We start from the raw sequence: 21627 nt of genomic DNA, 5'->3' as shown, positions 1-21627 counted from the left end.
CCTCTGGATTGCTTCGCTTACGCTCGCAATGACGGTCTCGTCATCGCCGCCAGGGTGGCGTCGAGCAGCTCGCCACCGGGCTCCAGTGGCTTCAGGCTCGCCGTATAGATCGCGACCGCGCGGACACGGCGGCCGGGATAGATCTCACCTATCAGCCGGCGATAGACCGCGAGCTGGGCCAGCGTCGAGGCCGGCAGTGCCGCGGCACTCTCAGGCGGGCGGGCCGCCGTCTTGAAATCGGCGATCAGCACCTCGTCATCGCCGACCGCGAGCCGGTCGATCCGGCCCTGAACCGGGCGCCTGCTGCCATCAGCCATGGTGATCTCGCCCGCGAGCGGCACCTCGGCGAGGCTGCCCGGCCCGAACAGCCCGCCGAACTCAGGCGTGGCGATGAGCACGAGCGCGTCCTCGACGATTCCGGCGCGGCGCTCTTCAGGAAGCGAGCCGCCACGCGCCTGCGCCAGCGCATGGGCGGTGCTCGTGCGCCGTTCAGGCGGCACCTCCGGCAGAACCTGCAGCAGCAGGTGCGCAAGCCGGCCGGCCGCCGCCGCTCCGGCGAGGAACGGCCCGTCATGCGGGCGCTCCTGCGCATCGGCTGCGGAAAGCGCGCTCGACGGACGCAGCGGCGGCGCCGGCTCGGCCTCATCAGGCGCAGAACGCGCGAGCCAGTCGGGCGGCGTGGTCGTGGCCGGTGCCGTAACGGCCTCCTCGGCCGCCACCTCTCCCGGCTGCGAAACCATGAAGCGGCGGATTTCGCCGTCGCCATCAGGCGCGGGGACGTCGCGCAGCCAGGGCTCGGAGCCGGCGAGCCCGAGTTCGGCCATGGCGTACCAGGAGCCTTCCGGCGCCTCGCCCTTGGCCTGCACGCCGCAGAGGATCAAGCGCTCCTCGGCGCGGGTCAGCGCGACATAGAGCAGGCGGTGATGCTCCTCGATCATCTGCGCGACGACCGCGTCCTTCGCGCGCCGCATCGCGGCAGGATCATCGGCCCGCTTCGTCGGCCAGACTGGCACCTGCGCGCCACGCGGCGGCGCAACCGCCATCAGCTTCGGCAGGCGCCGCTCGCCGGGCGCGACGCCGAGATCGGCGAGGATGATGATCGGCGCCTCCAGCCCCTTCGAGCCGTGCACGGTCATCACGCGAACCTCGCCGGCGCTGGCCGAGAGGTCGCGCTTCACCTGCGTCGCCACCGCGCCGATATGGTGCAGGAAGCCGGCAAGCGAGGGCCCATAGCGGCGCTCATGATCGAGCGCGGCGCTCAAGAATGCGTCGAGCGCGTCGGCGGCTTCCGGGCCGAGGCGAGCGAGCGCAAGATTGCGACCGCCGCCGGGGCCGAGCAAACCGGCGAAGAAGCGGAACGGGCCGCAGCGCCCGGCCTCCTCGGCGAGCTCGGCCAAGCGCGCCTCGATCGTGGCGTAACGCGGCTCGGTCTGCGCTGCCCGGCGGAAAGCCTCGCGCAAGGAGCCCTTTCGCTCTGGCGCGAGGCGCATGAGGTTATCGTCGTCCAAGCCGAAGAGTGGTGTCTTCAGCGTGATCGCCAGCGAGAGATCGTCCTGCGGCAGCAGGATGGTACGGCCAAGCGCGACGAGATCCTCGACCGCCGGATGGTCGGCGAGCGTGAGGCGGTCACGACCGGCGACGGGCACGCCGCGATCCTTCAGCGCCTTGACGATCGCCTCGAACAGCGCGCCGCGCTGGCGCAGCAGGATCATCACGTCGCCCGGCTTGAAATGCCGGCCAATATCGTCGCGGCCGGCATCGCTCCAGCGCTTCAGCACATCGGCGATGCGGGCGGCGAGTTTGACCAGACCCGAGCGCCGCTCGGGCGCATCGACCGGCGCCGTCCAGGCATCGGGCTTGTCGCCGGCATCGTCGGCGCAGATCGGCCAGAGATCGACCGCCCCGATCGCCAACCGCTTGACCGTGTCATGCCGCTCCGGTCCGGCGCCGCCGTCGAAGACGAGGCCGCGCCAATGCTCCCGAGGCGCGAACACCGCGTCGACGGCACGCATGATGTCGAGAGCCGAGCGGAAGGAGGTAGTCAGGCTGATCGGTTCGAAACGCTGGCCGGCCTCTGAGAGGCGCCGGCCGAGCAGCCGCCTTTCCTCGCTGAAATGCGCGGGCGCCGCGCCCTGGAAGCCATAGATCGACTGTTTCTCGTCGCCGACGACGAAGACGGTGCGCGGCCGGACCAGCTCGCGTGCGCCCTCTCCGGCCGAGAATTCCTCGGCGAGGCGGCGCAGGATCGCCCATTGCGCCTCGCTGGTATCCTGCGCCTCGTCGAGCAGGATGTGATCGATGCCGGCATCGAGCTTGTAGAGCGCCCAGGCCGGATCGACCCGGTCGAGCAGCGAGCGGGTCTTGGCGATCAGATCGTCATAGTCGAGCAGCGAGCGCTGCGCCTTCAGCCGGCGATAGGCGGCGAGGATATGCGTCACCAGCACGGCGAGCGCCGCGCTGCGCTCGCGCACGGCGATGGCGTTGAGCTGGTCGGTCGCTTCGGTCAGGCAGGTGGCGAGCGCATCGAGCGCCGCATCGAGATCGGCCGGCAGGGCGCTATTGCCCTTGCCGCGAACATGCTGGGTAACATTGCCCTCGGCCGTCAGCAGGCCGGCTCGGCAGGCTGTGACCGGATCGATGCCCGGCGCATCCGAAAGAGCGAGCCGGATCGCAGCGGCCGCCTTGATGCGCGTCGCGCTGCCGGCCTCGAAGGCCGCGAGCAACCGCTCGAGACCGGGTAGGGCTACCAGTTCGCGCTGAAAGCGCTGGCGTACCGTCTCCACCGTCAGCTCCGGCGCGATGCCGAGGAAGGCGCTGAGCCCCTCGACGATCTCCTCCGACTTCCGCGCCCGCCCCTCCGCATCGCTGAACACGGCGCGCTGGTGCAGGGCCTCGCGCATGATCTGGTCGAATGTGTCCTGCGCCGCATGCTCGGCCATGAAGCGCAGCGCCCTGGCCTGCGGGCCGTCAGGATCGGCTTCGGCAGCGGCAAGCAGGTCCCGTCTGGCATCGCGCATCAGTTCGGCCTGGGCGAGATCGTCGGCGACCTCGAAGCGCGGCGGGACGTTGGCCTCGAAGGGCGCACTCTGCAGCACGCGGGTGCAGAAGGCGTGGATCGTCTCGATCTTGAGGCCGCCCGGCGTCTCCAGCGCCTGCGCGAACAGGCGCCGCGCCCGGCTGATGTCGCTCGCGGCCGGCAGCTGTCCCGTCAGCGCCGACAAGGCCGCCCAGAGCACCGAATCGGATGCCACCGCCCAGACCGAGAGCGCCCGGAAGACCCGGTTCGACATGTTGGCGGCAGCAGCCTTGGTATAGGTGATGCAGAGCATGCGGCCGGGCGCGACACCGTCGAGCAGCAGGCGCAGCACGCGGTTGACCAGCACATGGGTCTTGCCCGAGCCGGCATTGGCCGAGACCCAGGCACTGAGATCGGGCTCGGCCGCCAGCGCCTGATTGCGGCGCGTCTGCTCGGGAATCGTCCAGCCGGCCGGCGTCATGCCTCATCTCCGGCATCGCCGCCGAGATCGGGCGCCGCCGACCACTCCTTGACCCGGGCGAGCTGGTCATAGGGGCTGGCATATTTGATGTAGGCCGGTGCACGCCGCGACAGCCAGGGCTCGCGCCCGGCGCGCAGCACCGAAAGATGATCGAGCAATTGGACGAGATGGCGGGCGGTGACGTCCGCCTGTGTCTCGTCCTTGAACGACAGCTTCTTGTCCTTGTCCCAGCTCTTGGGATCGTGGTTGAGCCTGAGGTACATCAGCGCTTCGACCGGGCCGGGCAGGATGTCCGGGGTGAAGCCGTGGCGCTGGGCAAGCTCGGCTTCCAGCGTCAATTGCGGAGCGAAGCCGAGACGGACCTGTTCATCGCTCGGCGGCGCACCGGTCTTGAAATCGATAATGCGCAAGGCGCCCTCGCGCGTGATCTCGACACGGTCGGCCCGGCCGGTCAGCAGGATCGATGAGCCGTCCGCCAGCGGAAACTCGCCTTGCGTATCGCGCTCGACCGCGATACGGGCGAGGCCCGGCCGGCGCCGCTCCTCCCAGCCGAGGAAGTTCTGCGCGATCAACAGGAAGCGCGGCCACCAGAAGGCGCGCACCTCGGGGGTGTCCTCATAGGCACGGAAGAAGCGCTCGCCGATCTCGATCAGGCTGCCGAGTGCGCCGGCCGGAATGTGCTCGGGATGGGTTTGCGCGAAGGTTCCGACGATATCGTGCAACAGCGAGCCGCGATCGGTCGCGCCGGGATCCTCGACCAGCTCCGGCAGGGCATCGAGCCTGAGGATCTTGCGGGCATAGAGCGCATAAGGGTCGCGATAGAGCGTCTCGACCTCCGTGACGCTGAACCGCTTCGGCTGCAGATGCGGCGCTGGATAGGGTTTTGGCCGCGGCACGGGCAGAAGATCGGCCGGCGCGCCGAGCAGCCCGGCCCAGGCGGTGAGCTCGCGCCCGCGGGCCTCGGCCGCCGCCCAGGCATCCGCCGGCGCGACCGCTTTGAGCCGCTGCCAGAAGCGCGAGGGGATCGTCTCAGCCTCGCCGGCCTTGCGGGCCCGCGTCAGCGTCACCTTGCCGGCGAGCGCCGCCGCGACGAAATCGTGTGCGGTCTGGCCGATGCGGCGCTCGGGCGGGGACAGGCCCAGCTCCGCTCGCATCGGCCGGTTGATGAAGGAGTCGGTCTCGGTGGCGGGCGGCCAGACACTCTCGATCAACCCGCCAAGCACGACATGCTCCGCTTCCAGCAAGCGGGCTTCGAGCAGGCCCCAGATCTTGACCCGGGGATGGCCGGGATCGCGGCGCTGCACGACGCGCTCGCCGATCAGCCCTTCGAGGATCGCGATCAAGTCGCGAGCGCGGCCCTCGCTTGGCGCCTCCGGCAGCGCCGCTTCGAGATCGTCGAATAAGGCCGCGAGCGCTTCGCCATCCGGACCGCGCCAGGCGAGGACCACGCCAGCCTCGTCGCCGCTCAGTGTCTCGACTGCACGGCGGGCCTGCGCCGCGATCTCGCGTAGTCCCGATGCGGGACCCACGAGCGCCGCCACGAGCGGGGCGAGTGCGTCTTCCAGCGCGGCGAGTACCTCTTCAGCCGCGCTGATATCCTCGTCGGTGAGCTTGCGGCGGGGGCGCGGCGCATAGGTCGCCTTTCGCAGTTCAGGCATCGCCTCGAAGGCACGGCGCAGGCCGGCAAAACCCGGACCAACCGCCTCGCCACGCCAGCAGCCGATCTCCAGCGCCGCAGCGCCCTGTCGCAGGCGTGGCTCGGGCAGGCCGAGTCGGCAATGCGGATGCGCCAGCAGCGCGACCAGGCTCGCCGGGGAAAGCTCAGCCTCGACCGCGTCGAGCGCGAGGCGCAATAGAGCGCCCGCCGGCCAGCGGCCGAGTGGCATTCCGGCGGAATCATCGGCCTGGATGCCCCAGCGCCGGAGCTCGACAGCAACGCGTTCGGCGAGGCCGCGATCCGGCGTGATCAAGGCGGCGCGGGCGCCCGGCTCCTCCAGCGCCTCGCGCAAGGCGAGCGCTGCCGCGAGCGCCTCCTCGCGTTCATCCGCCGCCTCGACGATGCGCAGACCATCCAGCGCCCCAGCAGCGATCGGCGCGGCGCCGGCCCAGTCATCGGTGACCGAGGCCGGCAGCAAGGCCCGGCGCAACAGGTCGCGGCGGAGAGCCAAGGCAGGCGAAGGCTGGGCGAGCGCGACGACCTCATCGCGATCGGCGCCGATTTCGTCGAGCAGGCGATGCAGCGCCGCCTGCGGATGCGACGGCGCCGGCTCCTGGACGATGGCACGCCAGGCCTGCTCGGAGAGCGCCTCGTCGAGATCGGGCAGGACGACGGCGCCGTTCGGCGCGCGGGCGAGCGCGGCGAGCAGGCGCGCCGTCGCCGGCACAGTGCCGGTTGAGCCTGCCGCGATCACCGGCCCGTGGAAGTCGCCGGCGAGCAGCCGGTCGCGCTCGGCGGCGAGCATGCGGTTGCGGAACTCGGCCGGGTCGCACTCGCCGCGTTGCTCCAGGATCGCCGGCCAGGCCTCGGCGATGATATCGAGGAAACGAGCGTTGAACTGCCAGATCTCGTCGAAGCGAGCGGCATCGAGCCCCTTCAGCCGGGCCGGCGAGACGCCTTCGGTCTGCAACTGGTCGAGCAGATGAGCAAGATCGCCGGCGAGGCCCCAGGCCTCGGCCAATGTCGCCGGCATCAGGGACGGCTCGGCCGGATCGAGCTTGAGATGCTGGCGGTTCGCGGTGCGGCCCCAGGCCGAGATCAGCGTCGTCAGGATGAAGCGGCGGCGCAAGGGATCGATCGGCGCGGTCCGCTCCAGCGCCAACGCATCGCTTGCACTTGCGATCAGTGCCGTCTCGGCCTCGTCGACATCTCCCAGCGGGACGATCCGCGGCAACAGCAGCGGCCGGCCACCGAGCTTTTCCGAGAGTACGGCCGAGAAAGCGCGCGCGGCACGGCGCGTCGGCAGATAGAGCGTGGTGCGCGAGAGGGCGGTCGGATCGGCCGGGTCATAGGCCTTGCCGAAGCGGCCTGCGAGCAGCGCCTCGGCGAGCACGGACAGGAAGGGTGCGCCGGCCGGGATGTTGAACAGGTTGAGCCCGGCCATCGCGGCCTCAACTCGCCTGATGGGCGGCGTAGGCCTGCTCCGCCAGCGGGATCGCCTCGGGTGTCCCGACATGGAGCCAGCGCCCGTCGAGGGGATGGCCGAAGAGAGTGCCCTTGGCGATGCAGCGGTCGAACAGCAGGTTCAGCGAGAACGGGCCCTCCGGCGTGTCGGCGAAGAGCTCCGGCTTGATGATCGCGACGCCGGCATAGACGTGAGGGGCGGCAGCTGCCTTTCCGCGCCGCGTCAGCCTGCCGGCCGCGTCCCGGAAGAAGTCGCCTGCGCCGTCGAAGCCGACGCTGCTCTCGCGCTCGGCGAGCAGGAGCAGCATGTCCATCCGCCCCGCATCCCAGGCGGCGGCCATGGCGGCGACATTGGACGCTCCTCGCTCGCTCCAGAGCGAATCCGAGTTAATATGGAAGAATGGCTCGGCGCCGAGCAGCGGCAGCGCCTTCTTCACGCCGCCGCCGGTTTCGAGCAGACGCGCCCGCTCGTCGGAGATGACGATCCGCGGCTGAGTCCGGCCAGCAACCCGGGCTTCGACCTGCTCGGCGAGGTAATGGACATTGACCACGGCATCCGCGATGCCGGCTTCGGCCAGACGGTCGAGTGCATGGTCGAGCATGGTCTTGCCGCCGATCGCGACCAGCGGCTTCGGCAGCGTATCGGTGATCGGGCGCATGCGCTTGCCGAGCCCGGCGGCGAGCACCATGGCCCGGCGGATCGGCGAGGAACCGGTCTGCATGACGTGAGCGAATCTCCTGCCGGCCATATCGGCCTATCAGCCATGGCCGGCCGGAATGCTCAAGTGCGGCAGCGCCTCAGAGGAAGCTCGCGATCTCCTCCAGCGGCTTCTTGCCGATCGCCGGGACGACGCAGCCTTCGGCGGGATAGCCGACGACGAGCAGGATCAGCGCCTTTTCATTGTCGGGGCGACCACAAAGCTGGTTGAGGAAGTTCATCGGCGCCGGCGTATGTGTCAGCGTCGCCAAGCCGGCCTGATGCAGCGAGGCGATCAGGAAGCCGGCGGCGATGCCGACCGATTCCGGGACGTAATAGTGCTTCACCTTGCGGCCTTCGGCATCATAGCCCCAGCGCTGGGCGAAGATCGCGATCAGCCAGGGCGCGGTGTCGAGGAAGGGCTTGTGCTCGTCGGTGCCGAGATGAGCGAGCGCACCCAGCCATTCATCGCCGGCCCGGCCGGCATAGAAGACGCGCTCCTCTTCCTCGGCGCCCTCGCGGATCTTCCGCTTGAGTTCCGGATCGGAGATGCAGACGAAGGTCCAGGGCTGCTGGTTGGCGCCCGACGGCGCCGTGCCGGCGGTCGCGACCGCCGCCTCGATGACCTCGCGCGGCACCGGCTTGTCGGAATAGTCGCGCACGGTGCGGCGTTTGCGCATAGTTTCAAGGAACTGCGCCGCGCGCGCCTTCATCTCCGCCTCGGGCAGGCCCTCGAAGGCGAGCGGCATTGTGACATAGGCATTCATCACATTTCCTCCTGACAGCTTCTTGCGAGCTTGCCTGCTTGCACAATAGACCATCCCGGCACGCAGCCCTATGGTCCCGGCCATGACGAACGACAGCCCCTCGCTCAAGCCCGGCGACCACCTCTTCCTGGTCGATGGCTCGAATTTCATTTTCCGCGCCTATTTCCAGTCGATCAACCAGGACAGGAAATACAATGCCCGCTCGGATGGGCTGCCGTCGGGCGCGGTCCGGCTGTTCGCAACCAAGCTGTTCCAGTTCGTGCGCGAGGGCGTGCTCGGGGTGAAGCCGACCCATCTCGCCATTGTCTTCGACAAGAGCGAGAACTCCTTCCGCAAGGAAATCTACCCGGCCTACAAGGGCAATCGTTCCGACCCGCCGCCGGATTTGATCCCGCAATTCCCGCTGATGCGCGACGCGGTGCGCGCCTTCGGGCTGATCCCGGTCGAGCAGGACATCTACGAAGCCGACGACCTGATCGCGACCTATGCACGCCAGGCGCGCGAGGCCGGCGCCGACGTGCTGATCGTCTCGGCCGACAAGGACCTGATGCAGCTCGTGCGACCAGGCGTCGCGATGTACGACCCGGCCTCCGGCGACGCTAAGAAGGGCGTCGGCTTCCGTCCGGAACGGCGCATCGGCGAGCCCGAGGTGGTCGAGTATTTCGGCGTCACGCCGGACAAGGTCACCGACGTCCAGGCGCTGGCCGGCGACGCGACCGACAATGTCCCGGGTGCGCCCGGCATCGGCATCAAGACGGCAGCGCAGTTGATCGGCGAATATGGCGATCTGGAAACGCTTCTGAAGCGCGCCGGCGAGATCAAGCAGCCCAAGCGCCGGGAGACGCTGACCAATCCCGAGGTGATCGAGAAGGTCCGCATTTCCCACAGGCTGGTGACGCTGGTCGAGGACGTCGCAGTCGAGACGCCGCTTGGCGAGCTCACGCTGAACCAGCCCGACCCGGCCAAGCTCATCGCTTTCCTCAAGGCGATGGAGTTCACCACCATCACCAAGCGCGCCGCCGAGGCTTATGACGCCGATGTCTCGGCGATCGATGCCGACCCCGACCTCGCCCCCGGCGGCGCCCGCGCCGCCGCGCTCAAGGCGCTCTATGCCGAGACCGACCTGCCCACCGTTGGCACGGCCGTCGCCACGGATGGTGCGACGACCACCGCCGCTGCGCCGGCCGAGGGCAAGCCCGTACCCGCCGCTGATGGCTGGCTGCGGCCGGCCGATCTCGCCGCCGCGCGCAAGGATGCGGCGCTCGCGGTCAAGATCGACCATGCAACTTACGAATGCGTGCGCACCATCGCCGAGCTCTCGCGCTGGATCGGCTGGGCTTATGAGGCCGGCTTCGTCGCGCTCGATACCGAGACCAACTCGCTCGACGTGATGCAGGCCGACCTGATCGGCATCTCGCTCGCGGTCGCGCCGGGCAAGGCCTGCTATATCCCGCTGCAGCATCGCGCCGGCGACGGCCTGTTCGATTCAGGCCTGCTCGAAGGCCAGATCCCGCTCGATCAGGCACTGGCCGAATTGAAGCCGCTGCTGATCGACCCCGGCGTGCTGAAGATCGGCCAGAATCTCAAATACGACATCGCCGTGTTCAACCGGCACGGGGTCGAGGTCGCGCCCTTCGACGACACGATGCTGGTCTCCTACGCCCTCGACGCCGGCAATGGCAGCCATGGCATGGACCGGCTCTCGGAGACCCATCTCGGCCACAAGCCGATCCCCTATTCCGAGGTCGCCGGCACCGGCAAGGGCCAGGTCACCTTCGACAAGGTGCCGCTCGACCGGGCGACCGCCTATGCCGCCGAGGATGCCGACGTCACCTTGCGGCTCTGGCTCGCGCTGAAGCCGCGGCTCGTGTCCGAGCGCAAGACCACGATCTACGAGACGCTTGAGCGCCCACTGGTGCCGGTTCTGGTGCGGATGGAGCGCCGCGGCATTTCGATCGACCGCCAGATCCTGTCGCGACTGTCTGGCGAATTCGCCCAGTCGCTGGCACGGCTGGAGGACGAGATCCACACGCTCGCCGGCGAGAAGTTCACCATCGGCAGCCCCAAGCAGCTCGGCGACATCCTGTTCGGCAAGATGGGCCTGCCCGGCGCCAAGAAGACCGCGACCGGACAATGGGCGACCGGCGCCGGCGTGCTCGAGGAACTCGCCGAGCAGGGCAACGAGCTGCCCGCCCGCATTCTCGACTGGCGCCAGCTCGCCAAGCTGAAATCGACCTATACCGATTCGCTGCCGACCTATGTGAATCCCCAGACCCACCGGGTCCACACCTCCTATGCGCTGGCGGCGACGACGACCGGGCGTCTGTCGTCTTCCGAGCCCAACCTGCAGAACATCCCGATCCGGACCGAGGCCGGCCGCAAGATCAGGACCGCCTTCGTCGCCGAGAAGGGCCACAAGCTGGTCTCGGCCGACTACAGCCAGATCGAACTGCGCATCCTCGCCCATATCGCCGATATCCCGCAGCTCCGGCAGGCCTTCGCCGATAGCGTCGACATCCATGCGATGACCGCATCCGAGATGTTCGGGGTGCCGGTTCAGGGCATGCCGAGCGAGGTGCGCCGGCGCGCCAAGGCGATCAATTTCGGCATCATCTACGGCATCTCGGCTTTCGGCCTCGCCAATCAGCTCGGTATCTCGCGCGAGGAGGCCAGCGCCTATATCCGCAAATACTTCGAGCGCTTCCCCGGCATTCGCGACTATATGGACCAGGCCCGCACCACGGTGCGTGCCAAGGGCGCGGTCGAGACGATCTTCGGCCGCGTCTGCCATTTCCCGGCTGTCGCCTCGAAGAACCCGTCCGAGCGCGCCTTCGTCGAGCGCCAGGCGATCAACGCGCCGATCCAGGGCTCGGCCTCCGACATCATCCGCCGCGCCATGATCCGGATGGAGGACGCGCTGGCGGAAGCAAAGCTCGACGCGCGCATGCTGCTGCAGGTGCATGACGAGCTGGTCTTCGAGGTGCCGGAGGCCCAGGTCGAGGCGGCGCTGCCGGTGATCCGCAAGGTCATGGTCGAGGCGCCGCAGCCGGCGGTTGCGCTCAAGGTGCCGCTCGTCGTCGATGCGCGCGCCGCCGACAACTGGGACGAGGCGCACTGAGCAGCGGCCCGAACGCCGGAACCTTCGTCGCAACCGCCGCGTTGAGCAGGCGAAGTGCGCCGGGGGGCGCCATTTGCGCGCTGGTTTCGCCGATATGCTCAACGCATCCGCCTGGAAGCCGTTTCCGCGCTACATGGCCGAGCCGGAGGTGGAGGAGACCACCTCCAGCGAGATCACGCCGCACGACCATGATCTCATCGTCCGCTACTGCATCGTCGGCATCTTCGTCATCCTCGCCACCGCCTCGCTCTACCTGACGCGGGTCATCGCGCTGCCGGTGACCGCCGGCGTGATCTTCGGCCTGGTGCTCGGGCCTCCGGTCGATGCGATGGTGCGGCGTGGCGTGCCACAGCACCTCGCCGCCGGCCTTATCGTCTTCGCCGGCGTCGTGCTGCTGCTCGTGCTGATCGGCACGTTGACCGTCCCGATCGCCGCCTGGAGCGACCAGTTTCCGAAGATGGTGGCTGCGCTGAAGTTCAAGCTGGTCGGCGTGCTCGCCTTCATGGAGGACTTCAAGAAGTTCGCCGAGAATTTCGCCGGCGGCGACGGCGCCAAGGTCAGCGTCTCCGACGGCAATCCGCTGGTTTCGATCGCGGTGTCATCGACCACCGCAGCCGGCGGCCTCCTGATCTTCATCGCCACCGTCTATTTCTGGCTGGCGACGCGGCGCCATCTCAAGGCCCGTGTGCTCAGGCTCTGCTTCGGACGCGGCGCACGTCGATCGGCAGGATCCTTCTTTGAGGAAATCGAGATCCGCACCGCCCGCTATTTCGGCCTGGTGACGCTGATCAACCTCGGCATGGGCGTGATCTCGATGGCGATCGCCTGGGCGGCCGGCCTGCCCTATCCGGTGTTCTGGGGGGCGCTCGCCTTCTTCCTCAACTATCTCGCCTTCATCGGGCCGATCATGGTCACGGTCGCGTTCTTTGCCGCCGGCCTGCTGTCGCCATCCTCGCTGCTCGTCGCAGCCTGGCCGGCGATGGCCTATTTCATCGTCCACCTGATCGAAGGCAATGCGGTGACACCCGTTTTCGTCGGCCGGCGGCTGACGATCTCGCCCTTCCTCGTCTTCATCTCCTTCATCTTCTGGCTCTGGCTATGGGGGCCGATTGGCGCGGTGCTCTCAACGCCGATCTTGCTGGTCGGCCTCCTCGCCCGAGAGGAGATCGCCAACTACCGAAAAGCGCAGCAGGACGCCGAGCAAGCCGAAAGCGACACAACGCCCGCCACCGCCCCCCCGGCCGGAACTGCGCCGGCGCTGGCGCGTTGAGCTTTGCGCCACGCCATTGGCGTGGCATCGTCGCCATTCCAGCACCAAAGGAGCCGTTTGATGGCCGCCACCAGCACCACTGCGAAGCGACAGGCCGCGGCCTCGGTCAAACGCGCCAAGGACGAAGTCGCCGACGCCGCCTCCGACACGGCTCAGCGCGCCGGCCGCGCCGGCCGCCGCGTGCAGAACGAGGCCGAAGAGATCGAGGCCAGCCTGACGCGCGGAGCCGAAGACCTCGCCGCGACCGTCAGCAGCAAGCTGAAATCTGTCGGCGTCGACACCGACCGCATGGTCGAGATCGCCCGCGAGCAAGCCGGTGACCTGGAAGAGCTGATCATCCGCGAGATCCGCGAGCGGCCCTTGCGGGCGCTTGGCCTGGCGGCTGCGGTCGGGCTGTTCGTCGGCTTCCTCTCGGCGCGCTAAGGCCATGCTGGGGGGGCTGACCGGTCTGGTCACGCGCGAGATCGGCGGCGTCGTGCGCCGCAACGTCACGGTCGTCGTGCTCTATCTGCTGGCCGGCGTGCTGGCGACTGCTGCTGTCGGCTACGCGCTCGACGCACTGCATACGCTGCTGACGCTGCACTACGGCGCCATCATCGCCAGCCTGTCGATTGCCGGTGGCCTGCTCGCCACCGCGCTACTCGCCCTCGGGATCGCGCTCTATGTGAAGAACCGGCCGCGCCCGGACCGGCGCCTTGCCGCCGCCGTCGCCGCAGCGCCGATCGCGGCATCGCTGGTCGGCAGTCGCAAGCTCGGCTGGCGCACCGCGCTCGTCGGCGGCGTCGTTCTGCTCGGCCTCATTCTGGGCCGGCAGTTTGGGCAGGGTGATGACGCTGAAAAATAAGGCGGATCCGGCTTGAAGCGGCGCCTTTATCGCGGCCGTCCCACTGCGGTCTGTCTTTTTACCTTTGGCGATCGATCTTCAGCGTCTATTCAAGGCATCAATGAATGCCCAGCTGAAGCTCCGTCCACGCGGGCTGTTACCGGGACTCCCCTCGCTCGGTGCGCGCCTCTACACCGCATCCTCGGCGGCGATCGCGATCGCGGTGGTCACGGCTGCCGTGCTCATCGCCACCTGGATCAACATGCAGGCCGACGAGGCCTCGCGGCTCGTCGCGCGCTCGATCGACATCCGTGAACGCAGCGAGCGCTTTCTGAGCAATCTGCTCGACGCGGAAACCGGACAGCGTGGCTTCCTGCTCACCGGCGACGAGCATTATCTCGAACCCTATAACGAGCGGCGGGTGGAGTTGCTTCCGAGCCTGGACGCGATAGAGCGCCTCGTCGCCTACAGCCTGACTCAAACCGAGCGCGTCCGGCACGCGCGTACGATCACCAATCGCAAGCTCGCCGAGATGGCCGAGACCATCGCGCTGGTGCGTGCGGGTCGGCGCGGCGACGCCATCACCCTGGTGACACAGGGCACGGGCAACCGGCTCACCCAGGATTTGCGCGACATCGTCGGCACAATCCAGCTCGAGGAGAATCATCGACTGAACGCCAGCAGTCGCCGCGAGGCACGCCGCCGCGTCCTCGCCAGCGTCGGCATCCTGGTCGCCCTCGCCGGCCTGTGCTTTGCGGCCTGGCTGCAATTGCGGGTTCGGTATCGGCGCGCAGTTTCGCTGTCGAGTTCGAACGCCGAGCTGGAGCGCAAGGTCGCAGAACGAACGCTCCAGCTCGAGAACGAACGCCTGCGCATCGAGGCGCTGCTGCGCGACGTCAACCATCGCGTCGGCAACAATCTGGCGATGGTCTCGGCGCTCCTCAACGTCCAGAGCCGGCAGACGCGCGAGCCGGCCGTCAAGCAGGCGCTCGCGCAGGCACAGTCTCGCATCCAGGCGATCGCCGCCGGGCAACGCCGTCTGCGGCTCGACATCGAGGCCGATGAGATCGAGGCCCAGCCTTATCTGGAAGACTTGCTGGCCGAGATCGGCAAGGCGGCGGAAGGCCGGCCGATCGAGATCGGCCTGGCGATGGATGCGATCCGTCTGCCAGGTCGCGACGCCGTCTCCTTCGTCGTCGTCATCAACGAGCTGGTGACCAACGCGATCAAGCACGCGTTTCCAGATGGTGCCGCGGGTAAGATCACGATCCGCCTCGGCCGCACGTCCGAAGAGGATTTGGTCCTCTCCGTCGAAGATGACGGCGTTGGAATGCCGGAGGATCAGGAGACGGCCGGGCTGGGCAAGTCGGTGATCAACAGCCTGTTGCGGAGCATGAGGGCTACCATGGAGGTCGTACCACTCTCCTTGGGTGCCGCCACGCGCCCCGGCACGCGCGTCGCCGTCACCTTCCCAAAGCGGGAGCAGCCGGCCGAGGAGGAGGCTGCGGAGTAGCCGACTGGTCTCAGGTCTTGTTCACGGCCTTTGAAACGAAACGGCTCAGCTCGTTGGCCGAGAAGGGCTTGCGCACGAAACGCACGTCACGCAGCTCGGGCGGCACCTCGCTCGGCGCCGAGCCTGACACGAACGCCAGCGGCGTTCCCTTGGCGCGCAGGCTGGCGGCGATGCCGAAGGTCTTGCCGCCGATGACGTCGATGTCGAGCAAGGCGCAGTCGAGCGGCTGGTCGGCGGCGCGGCGCGCCTGCGATAGCGATTCGACCACGATCAGCTCAGCGTCGTCGCCGAGCTCCTCGCTCACGGCGCTCTCGATATCCATCGCGATAAAAGGGTCGTCCTCGACGATGAGAACCCGGATACCGGCCATAAGCCCGAGATAACCTTCTAACTTCACGATACGCTCCCAAGCTGATTTACTTGCTTGTGAGCCTCATGAACGCCTGCTCGATCAGCCTTGTTCCGCTCTGAGCCGGATTCTCTGCTGTAAACTCCTCAAATTCAATTCAAATTGCCAGGATATGGTTAGGAAAGCGTAAGCATCGACGATCAGCGCTTGCGCGGCGTCCGGACCAGGTTGAGCTCGAAGGCGGTGACGCCGAGCGCGACATTGGCGCCGCGCTGCAGCGGCAGGCCCCGCGGCACCAGCCGGACATCGTTGTCGACGCTGCCGGTCAACGCGACCTCGCCCTGCTTGCGAGCATAGGGGCCGTTGAGGACACCGAGCGGCGCACGCGCATAGGGCCCGTAGATCCGCCAGGCGAGCAGGCTGCGCCCGACCGTCCTGGCATCGAGCGCGAAGCCGCGAATCACACCTGAATAAGTCTGCAGGGGCCCGCGCCGCGGCCGGAAGCGGCAGTCGAGCGGCTTCTGCGTCGCCACGGCCTGGGCGAGACCTGCACCGATCGTGCAGGTCAGGCGCCCGGCTGGCGCACCGCTCTGCGCCAGGGCCGGAGCTGCGGACAGGCTCGATCCGGCTGCCAGGAGGATCATTCCGATCAAACGTCTCATTCACCCTCTCCTGCGCCCTGTCCCGGAAGCATCTTGCCCCCTGCCCGGCTCGGAACCGATTCGACCATCCGCGCCGCGCCTCGAAACCGCACCAAAACGCCCCAATCGCTCCATAGTTCTCAAATAATCCGGAACCTCAATCCGGTGCTTGCGTTGACGGGAACAGAACAGTGGACGCGCAAATGCCAAAGCAAGGACGGACCGACCCGGTGCGCATATTCCCAACGCCCACCCTGGCGCGCGATCTTCCGCCATTCTGGGACCTCGAACAACTTCTGCGCGAAGGTTTCGACCATGATTCGGCGCTAGCGGAGCTCGCGCGCCGACGTGAGAGCTGGTCGAGCGGCAGGTGCCCGCCGCCGGTGGCCGCGCAGTCCGACGTGCCGGACAGCATCTTCACGATTGTGTCATAGGGCCGAGCCGGGATCATTGGCAGAAGCGGCTCGACGCCGCCCTGCGCTGCTGAATATCGACATGCAGATGATTGGCGTGGGCTGCATCCGAGCCGGGGCCCAGGACCGTCATGAAGGCGCCGCAGGCCGATTGGCGCACCGCATCGAGAAAGCGCACCTGCTCCAGACCGTTGGGTCGCTCGACGGACACTGCTACCCCACCTTGCTTCTCGTCGCCGATCTGGAAGGCGAAGATGTCGAGCGCCCGCCCCGTGGCGTGCTCGCTCAGCTGACCTTGCGTCTGGCGATTGCGCCTGCGGCACTCATGCCCGCCGCCGACGCGAAGCGCCGTCAGCTCGCGCGTAAATGCCCCACGCGCCAAGGGTTGCAGGCTCGTGTCGAGCCAGAGCGAGATCGCGCGCGCCAGCTCGCAGCTCACCGTCGGCGGCGGAAGCAGCCTGACCTGCGCCTGTCCCGACGGGGTGCGGACCGCCAGCGCCTCGACCACGACCGCATCGACCACCCGACAATCCTCCGCTTCCGGTTTTGCGGTCGGCACCGCCGGGCGAATCTGGTTTCCGGCCATACCGGTCAGAATCCGGAGGCAGGCGCTGCCTTCTGTAGCAGCAGGCTCGGCACTGACCGGCGCAGCCGGCGGCGCCGGAGCGGGTATGGGAGCTGCGGCCGGCAAAGAGGTAGGTCGCGGCGGGGGCAAAAGCGTTGTTGCCGGGCGGGCTTCGCGGCCCCCTGCAGGGCCGCCGATGCTGGCGAGCCCGGCCGCCACGATCACGGCGCAGCCGCCTTGCCGCATGAGCCAGCGCTTTCGCATGCCGTCAGCCGACGGCCGAGAACAGGACCGTCAGAGAGGCTGCGACGATCAACGCTGTCAGCAGAGCCATGGACATGACCGATCTCCTTCGCATCGCCTGGGTCGGGGCAACGCGAGGGACGGCCGGTTTGTTCCCAGTCACCTCGGCTGGTGGTCAGGCGGCCTTGCGGCCAGCGCGGCGGTCAAAGAACAGCGCCTGGCTGATCGCAGCCTTCACGGCTTCCGGCTGGAACGGCTTGGTGATCAGGAAGGCCGGCTCCGGCCGGTCGCCGGTGAGCAACCGCTCCGGATAGGCCGTGATGAAGATCACCGGCACCTCGATCGCGCTCAATATCTCGTTGACCGCCTCGAGACCGGAGCTGCCATCCGCCAGCTGGATATCGGCGAGCACCAGGCCGGGGCGCTTCTTGGCGACGAGCGCGATCGCCTCGCGATGCGTCCTGGCGACGCCGGTGACCCTGTGGCCGAGCTCCTCGACCATGGTCTCGATGTCGAGGGCAATGATCGGCTCGTCCTCGATGATCAGCACATCGGTGGCGACCTGCTCGGCAATCTCCTGACCGGCGGACTGTACCAGGCCGGCGGCGTCGCTTGTGGTGACGTTCATGATCTGGGCGACCTCCTCGATCGGGAACCCTTCGACCGTCCGCAGCAGGAAGGCCTGGCGCGAACGCGGCGTCAGCGCATCGAGATTGCGCTCTGCGGCCGAGCGGTCCACCTCCGGCGCCGCAGCCTGCGTGTTGAGGCCGACGGACGACCACATCTGCAGGAACAGACGATAAAGGCCGACTCGCGGGCCGAACTCGCGCGGGAAGGTGCCAGGGTCGGTGATCAGCGCTTCCAGCGAGGCGACGACGTAAGCGTCGCCACTTGCCTGGGTACCGCTCAGTGCCCGGGCGAACCGGCGCAAATACGGCAGGTGTGGCGCGATTTCAGTGGCGATCGACATGGTGCTATCCCCGAGAGCCCGTTCCGATCAGCTTGCGGTCAAGCTGATCGGAACGGGCTCCATCCAAAAGTGAGAGGCGGATTCACCGATAGGGTGATTCAACCCGATCGGATCCAGCTCTGGACAAAGTTGCCGGAAGAGAGCACCCAAGTCGCTGTTATGACAAGAAATTTATTTTTTTGTGGCAGCGGAACCTTTTGCCTGTGACCTCGTTTCTGGGCTGAATGAAGGTGCGTTTCGGGGCAATCGCGTGCAAGCGCATCGAGCGTGCGACACGTGGAGGCGTGACCGGCGGAACGTCGGGACGTCTATCGAGCGAGGGATCATGAATCTGATGAATGTCGACCCGCCCCAGGCGGCCCCTGTCGAACCCGACGAGGACGTGGTGCTCGACCCAAGGGTGCAAGAGTCGATCGGCCGATCTCTCAAGGCTCATTATGAGGATCTCGTTACCGCGCCGATCCCGGATCGCTTCCTGGCCCTGCTGGCACAGCTCGAGGCGACCGAGCGACGCCTGAGCACCGAGGATGGTGCCAATGAGCGCGCCTGACTTCAAGGATGGGCTGATCGCCGAAATCCCGAACCTGCGCGCCTTCGCGGCGTCGCTGTCGGGATCGATGCAGCTCGCCGATGATCTGGTTCAGGATACGCTGCTCAAGGCCTGGGGCAACGCCGAAAAGTTCCAACCCGGCACGAGCCTGCGGGCCTGGCTCTTCACTATCCTGCGCAACACCTATTACTCGCTGTATCGCAAGCGCGGACGCGAGGTGCAGGACAGCGACGGCACCTATGCCGACAGGCTCGCCACACATGGCAACCAGGAGAGCTATCTCGACCTCGCCGATTTCCGCAAAGCGTTGGCGAAGCTGCCCGAGGAGCAGCGCGAGGTGCTGATCATGGTCGGCGCCACCGGGCTTTCCTATGAGGAGACAGCCGAGATCTGTGGCGTCGCCATCGGCACGATCAAGAGTCGCGTCAACCGGGCGCGCGCCAAGCTGGCGGAGCTTTTGTCTATCGGCGGCGTCGACGATCTCGGCCCCGATCGCCGGATCACCGCGGCTGTCCAGCGCGCCGGGCCTGAAACCGTCGGCAGCTGATGACGCTCTCGCTGTTCAGGACGGTCCGCGGCCGCTTGCTGGCACTGATGGTCGCGATCGTCCTGCCGATCGCCTGCCTCACTGCAGCGGCGGCGGTCGCGACCTATCGAACCGTCTTCGAGGCGATTCAGACGGCGCAGACGCGGACGGCGGACGATTTCGCCGTCCGCACCCGCGTCTGGTATCGCGGCGCGCTACGGTCGCTGGTCGCCAGCGCGACGGCGATTCGCGCCATGCCGCCGCCTACCGATACTTGCGACCGGATCGCCGAGAGGACGATCGCCGCGGTCTCGGGCTATGAGGCGCTGTTGTTGCGGGTTTCAGGCCGGCCGGATTGCCTCGGCGGGCTGGATGGCAGCATCGCCCACAGCGAGCTCAGCGAGATCGCCAGCCAACTCGCTGCCCGCCCGCCGATCAAGCTCTGGGGCGGCACCGAATTCGCAAAGGCCCGCTACGATCAGGTCACCATCGGGGGCCGCTCCTATCTGGCCATCTACACGCCGTTCGACGAGGGCGATGCCCTCCTGCTGACCAAGCCGGACCCGCTCGACGACGTCTTCGATCTCGGCAGCGGCGATGCAGGCATGATGGCGGCGCTGGTCCGAAGGGGCGGCGAGGTCGTCGTCGCGCGCGGCGGCGCGCAGGCCGATGCATCATGGCTTCCGAAGGCTGAGACCGTACCTGCTCAGACGGCGCATTGGACAGCCCCGAGTCGTGCCGGGCCGGGCCGAATCTATGGCGCCCGCATGGTTGTAGAACCAGACCTCTATGTCGTGGTGAGCTTCGACGGCACCGCAGAACAGGCGGCCAAGACACAGTTCTACATCCTGTTGCTCGCACCGCTCCTGACGTTGACCCTGCTCGGGCTGGTCTACATGAAGGCGATCGACCAGCATTGCGTGCGCTGGCTGCGCGGCATCGAAGCGACCGCCCGGGCGAGGTCCGCCTCAACCAGCGCCCGAGTTGCGCTTTCCGATGAGATGCCGCGTGACATCCGCAGCGTCGCCGAAGCGTTCAACGCGATGGTGGACGAGCAGGAGGTGCGTCAAAGCAAGCTCAGGCTCGCGCTCGACGACAACCGTTTTCTGGTCCGCGAGCTGCATCACAGGGTCAAGAACAGCCTGCAGGTCGTCCAGAGCTATATCGGCCTCACCAAGCGCGACCATCAGGGCGAGGCGCGGATGGCGCTCTCGGACGCCGAATGCCGCGTCCATGTGCTCTCGGCGGCGTATCGTTTCACCCTCGCCGACGGCGAGATGCAGCCGGTGCGTATCGACCTCTTCCTGGACGATGTCGTCGCGATGATCTCGAGCCTGATCCTTGCCCGGACGCAGCGGTTGGAGAGCCGGATCGAGACGGAAGCGGCCCTGCCGATCGACCGGATCATCCCGCTCGGCTTCCTGATCGTCGACGTGGTCACCCGCGCATTGCGGGCCGCTCCCGGCATCAGCATCGACCTTGCGGTGACGAAGGTCGGCGAGAACCTCATCGACATCGCGATCACGACCGATCGCGACGCTCCGCGGATCGCCCCGCCACGCCTGTTCGCCGGGCTACTGATGCAGATCGAGGCGGTCGAGATCAGCCCGCCGCAAGGCCAAAGCCTCGGCGTCTGGCAGCTCGGCCACGGCATCCAAGGCGAGACGACTCAGCCCAGCCCTTCGGCCGGTGTGATCGCCACCCCGACGCTGAGCCCGAGGAAGGCCCCGGTCGGGCCGACATAGCTGCCGGCGATCGGCGAGGCGTCCTCCGGCACCCGCGCCACCGCGACGCGCAGCAATTGCCGGTCGGCGACGAGATCGTTGGTCGGATCGAACTCGACCCAGCCGTCATTGGGGATGAAGACATCGGCCCAGGCATGGGTCAGCCCGACCACGGAGGCCATCGCCCCGCCCTGGGGTGAGCGGTCGTGGATATAGCCGGTGACGAAGCGCGCAGCGAAGCCGAGCCGGCGCGCCAACTCGATGAACAGCCAAGCATAGTCGCGGCAGGAGCCCGCCGCCATCTGCAGCGTGTCGAGCGGATGCTGGGTGCCTTCGTCATAACGGACCGCATAGGTCAGGCCGGTGCTGATCTCGTGCGCCAGTGCCCGTAGCAGGTGGCCGCCGTTCAGCCGTGCTCTGAACGCCTGCAGCCAGGCTTCGAGAGCCCCATCTGGATCGGCCGCGGCCAGATCGAGATAAGGCTGGAGCACGGCGCGCTCGGCCGGCGTGTAGCTTATCTCGAAACTCTCGATGTCGGGCTCCACCCTGCTGCGCGGCAAGGCCGAGCCGAAGCGCTGGACAACGAGTTCGCTGACGACATCGAGCGTATCGGAACTGCCGGCGAACGTCGCCATGGCGACCGGGTTGCCATAGGCGTCGTGCATCCAGCGCAGATTGGCCTGCGGCGAGATCGTGATCGCCGTGTCGATCACGCGCAGATCGAAGGAATCGCGCGGGCGCAGCATCAGCCGGTGCGGGCCAAAGTTGACCGGAGCGGCATAGCGGTAAGTCGTCGCGTGGCGAATGCGCAGATACATGTTCGTCCCCAGCCTGGCCGAT

At 67.7% G+C, this 21627-nt stretch carries 17 protein-coding genes; 8 read left to right on the top strand and 9 right to left on the bottom strand.

The features are described 5' to 3' along the window. Positions 1 to 17 precede the first annotated feature (17 nt). The 4 genes from addA to B6S44_RS22160 form a co-directional block, all read right to left on the bottom strand. A complete protein-coding gene (addA, locus tag B6S44_RS22175) occupies positions 18 to 3497 on the bottom strand; it encodes a double-strand break repair helicase AddA (RefSeq protein ID WP_129159055.1) in 3480 nt (1159 codons plus the stop codon). Further along, on the bottom strand, positions 3494 to 6598 hold the full coding sequence (gene addB, locus B6S44_RS22170; RefSeq protein WP_164985922.1) for a double-strand break repair protein AddB: 3105 nt from the start codon (positions 6596 to 6598) through the stop codon (positions 3494 to 3496). Before addB ends, addA begins: the two co-directional genes overlap by 4 nt. A 7-nt stretch (positions 6599 to 6605) precedes the next feature. Then, positions 6606 to 7340, bottom strand: a complete 735-nt coding sequence (locus B6S44_RS22165) for a nucleotidyltransferase family protein (protein ID WP_129159053.1) — start codon at positions 7338 to 7340, stop codon at positions 6606 to 6608. A gap of 76 nt (positions 7341 to 7416) precedes the next feature. Next, positions 7417 to 8082 (bottom strand): nitroreductase family protein, encoded by a 666-nt coding sequence (locus B6S44_RS22160; RefSeq protein WP_206735218.1) that lies wholly within the window; start codon positions 8080 to 8082, stop codon positions 7417 to 7419. Positions 8083 to 8164: 82 nt separating this feature from the next. On the opposite strand from B6S44_RS22160, the gene polA reads away from it, so the two are divergent. From polA to B6S44_RS22135, 5 genes are all read left to right on the top strand, one after another. Continuing rightward, complete coding sequence (polA, locus tag B6S44_RS22155) at positions 8165 to 11200, top strand: DNA polymerase I (RefSeq protein WP_129159052.1); 3036 nt, start codon at positions 8165 to 8167, stop codon at positions 11198 to 11200. 94 nt (positions 11201 to 11294) lie between these two features. Beyond that, a complete protein-coding gene (locus tag B6S44_RS22150; protein WP_164985921.1) occupies positions 11295 to 12470 on the top strand; it encodes an AI-2E family transporter in 1176 nt (391 codons plus the stop codon). Positions 12471 to 12530: 60 nt separating this feature from the next. Next, entirely contained in the window at positions 12531 to 12893 is a 363-nt protein-coding gene (locus tag B6S44_RS22145; RefSeq protein ID WP_129159050.1) for a DUF883 C-terminal domain-containing protein, read from the top strand. Between the two features lie 4 nt (positions 12894 to 12897). After that, positions 12898 to 13314 carry a hypothetical protein gene (locus B6S44_RS22140; protein ID WP_129159049.1) on the top strand — a complete coding sequence of 139 codons (417 nt, stop codon included), beginning with the start codon at positions 12898 to 12900 and terminating at the stop codon, positions 13312 to 13314. Positions 13315 to 13414: 100 nt separating this feature from the next. Continuing rightward, positions 13415 to 14806 (top strand): sensor histidine kinase, encoded by a 1392-nt coding sequence (locus B6S44_RS22135; RefSeq protein ID WP_129159048.1) that lies wholly within the window; start codon positions 13415 to 13417, stop codon positions 14804 to 14806. 10 nt (positions 14807 to 14816) lie between these two features. Here B6S44_RS22135 and B6S44_RS22130 read toward each other — a convergent pair whose 3' ends face one another. From B6S44_RS22130 to B6S44_RS22115, 4 genes are all read right to left on the bottom strand, one after another. Beyond that, a complete protein-coding gene (locus tag B6S44_RS22130; RefSeq protein WP_129159047.1) occupies positions 14817 to 15203 on the bottom strand; it encodes a response regulator in 387 nt (128 codons plus the stop codon). A 152-nt stretch (positions 15204 to 15355) separates the two neighbouring features. Then, a complete protein-coding gene (locus B6S44_RS22125; RefSeq protein ID WP_129159046.1) occupies positions 15356 to 15817 on the bottom strand; it encodes a DUF992 domain-containing protein in 462 nt (153 codons plus the stop codon). 426 nt (positions 15818 to 16243) lie between these two features. Then, on the bottom strand, positions 16244 to 16795 hold the full coding sequence (locus B6S44_RS22120; RefSeq protein ID WP_164985920.1) for an extensin-like domain-containing protein: 552 nt from the start codon (positions 16793 to 16795) through the stop codon (positions 16244 to 16246). 397 nt (positions 16796 to 17192) lie between these two features. Next, a complete protein-coding gene (locus B6S44_RS22115; RefSeq protein WP_129159044.1) occupies positions 17193 to 17987 on the bottom strand; it encodes a response regulator in 795 nt (264 codons plus the stop codon). Positions 17988 to 18312: 325 nt separating this feature from the next. On the opposite strand from B6S44_RS22115, the gene B6S44_RS22110 reads away from it, so the two are divergent. The 3 genes from B6S44_RS22110 to B6S44_RS22100 are packed head-to-tail and all read left to right on the top strand — an operon-like array spanning position 18313 to position 20808. Beyond that, positions 18313 to 18537, top strand: coding sequence for a NepR family anti-sigma factor (locus B6S44_RS22110; RefSeq protein ID WP_248309704.1), 225 nt, complete (start codon positions 18313 to 18315; stop codon positions 18535 to 18537). Continuing rightward, positions 18515 to 19084, top strand: coding sequence for a sigma-70 family RNA polymerase sigma factor (locus B6S44_RS22105; RefSeq protein ID WP_465246135.1), 570 nt, complete (start codon positions 18515 to 18517; stop codon positions 19082 to 19084). Before B6S44_RS22110 ends, B6S44_RS22105 begins: the two co-directional genes overlap by 23 nt. Next, entirely contained in the window at positions 19084 to 20808 is a 1725-nt protein-coding gene (locus tag B6S44_RS22100; protein WP_129159042.1) for a sensor histidine kinase, read from the top strand. The genes B6S44_RS22105 and B6S44_RS22100 overlap by 1 nt, the downstream gene beginning before the upstream one ends. Here the strand turns inward: B6S44_RS22100 and B6S44_RS22095 are convergent. Beyond that, entirely contained in the window at positions 20733 to 21605 is an 873-nt protein-coding gene (locus B6S44_RS22095) for a transglutaminase family protein (protein WP_129159041.1), read from the bottom strand. The two genes, B6S44_RS22100 and B6S44_RS22095, sit on opposite strands and share 76 nt — an antisense overlap. Between the last annotated feature and the right edge of the window lie 22 nt (positions 21606 to 21627).

The sequence above is a fragment of the Allobosea sp. Tri-44 genome (assembly GCF_004123845.1).
GTDB lineage: Bacteria > Pseudomonadota > Alphaproteobacteria > Rhizobiales > Beijerinckiaceae > Allobosea.
This window is presented reverse-complemented; position numbering and strand designations above follow the sequence as displayed.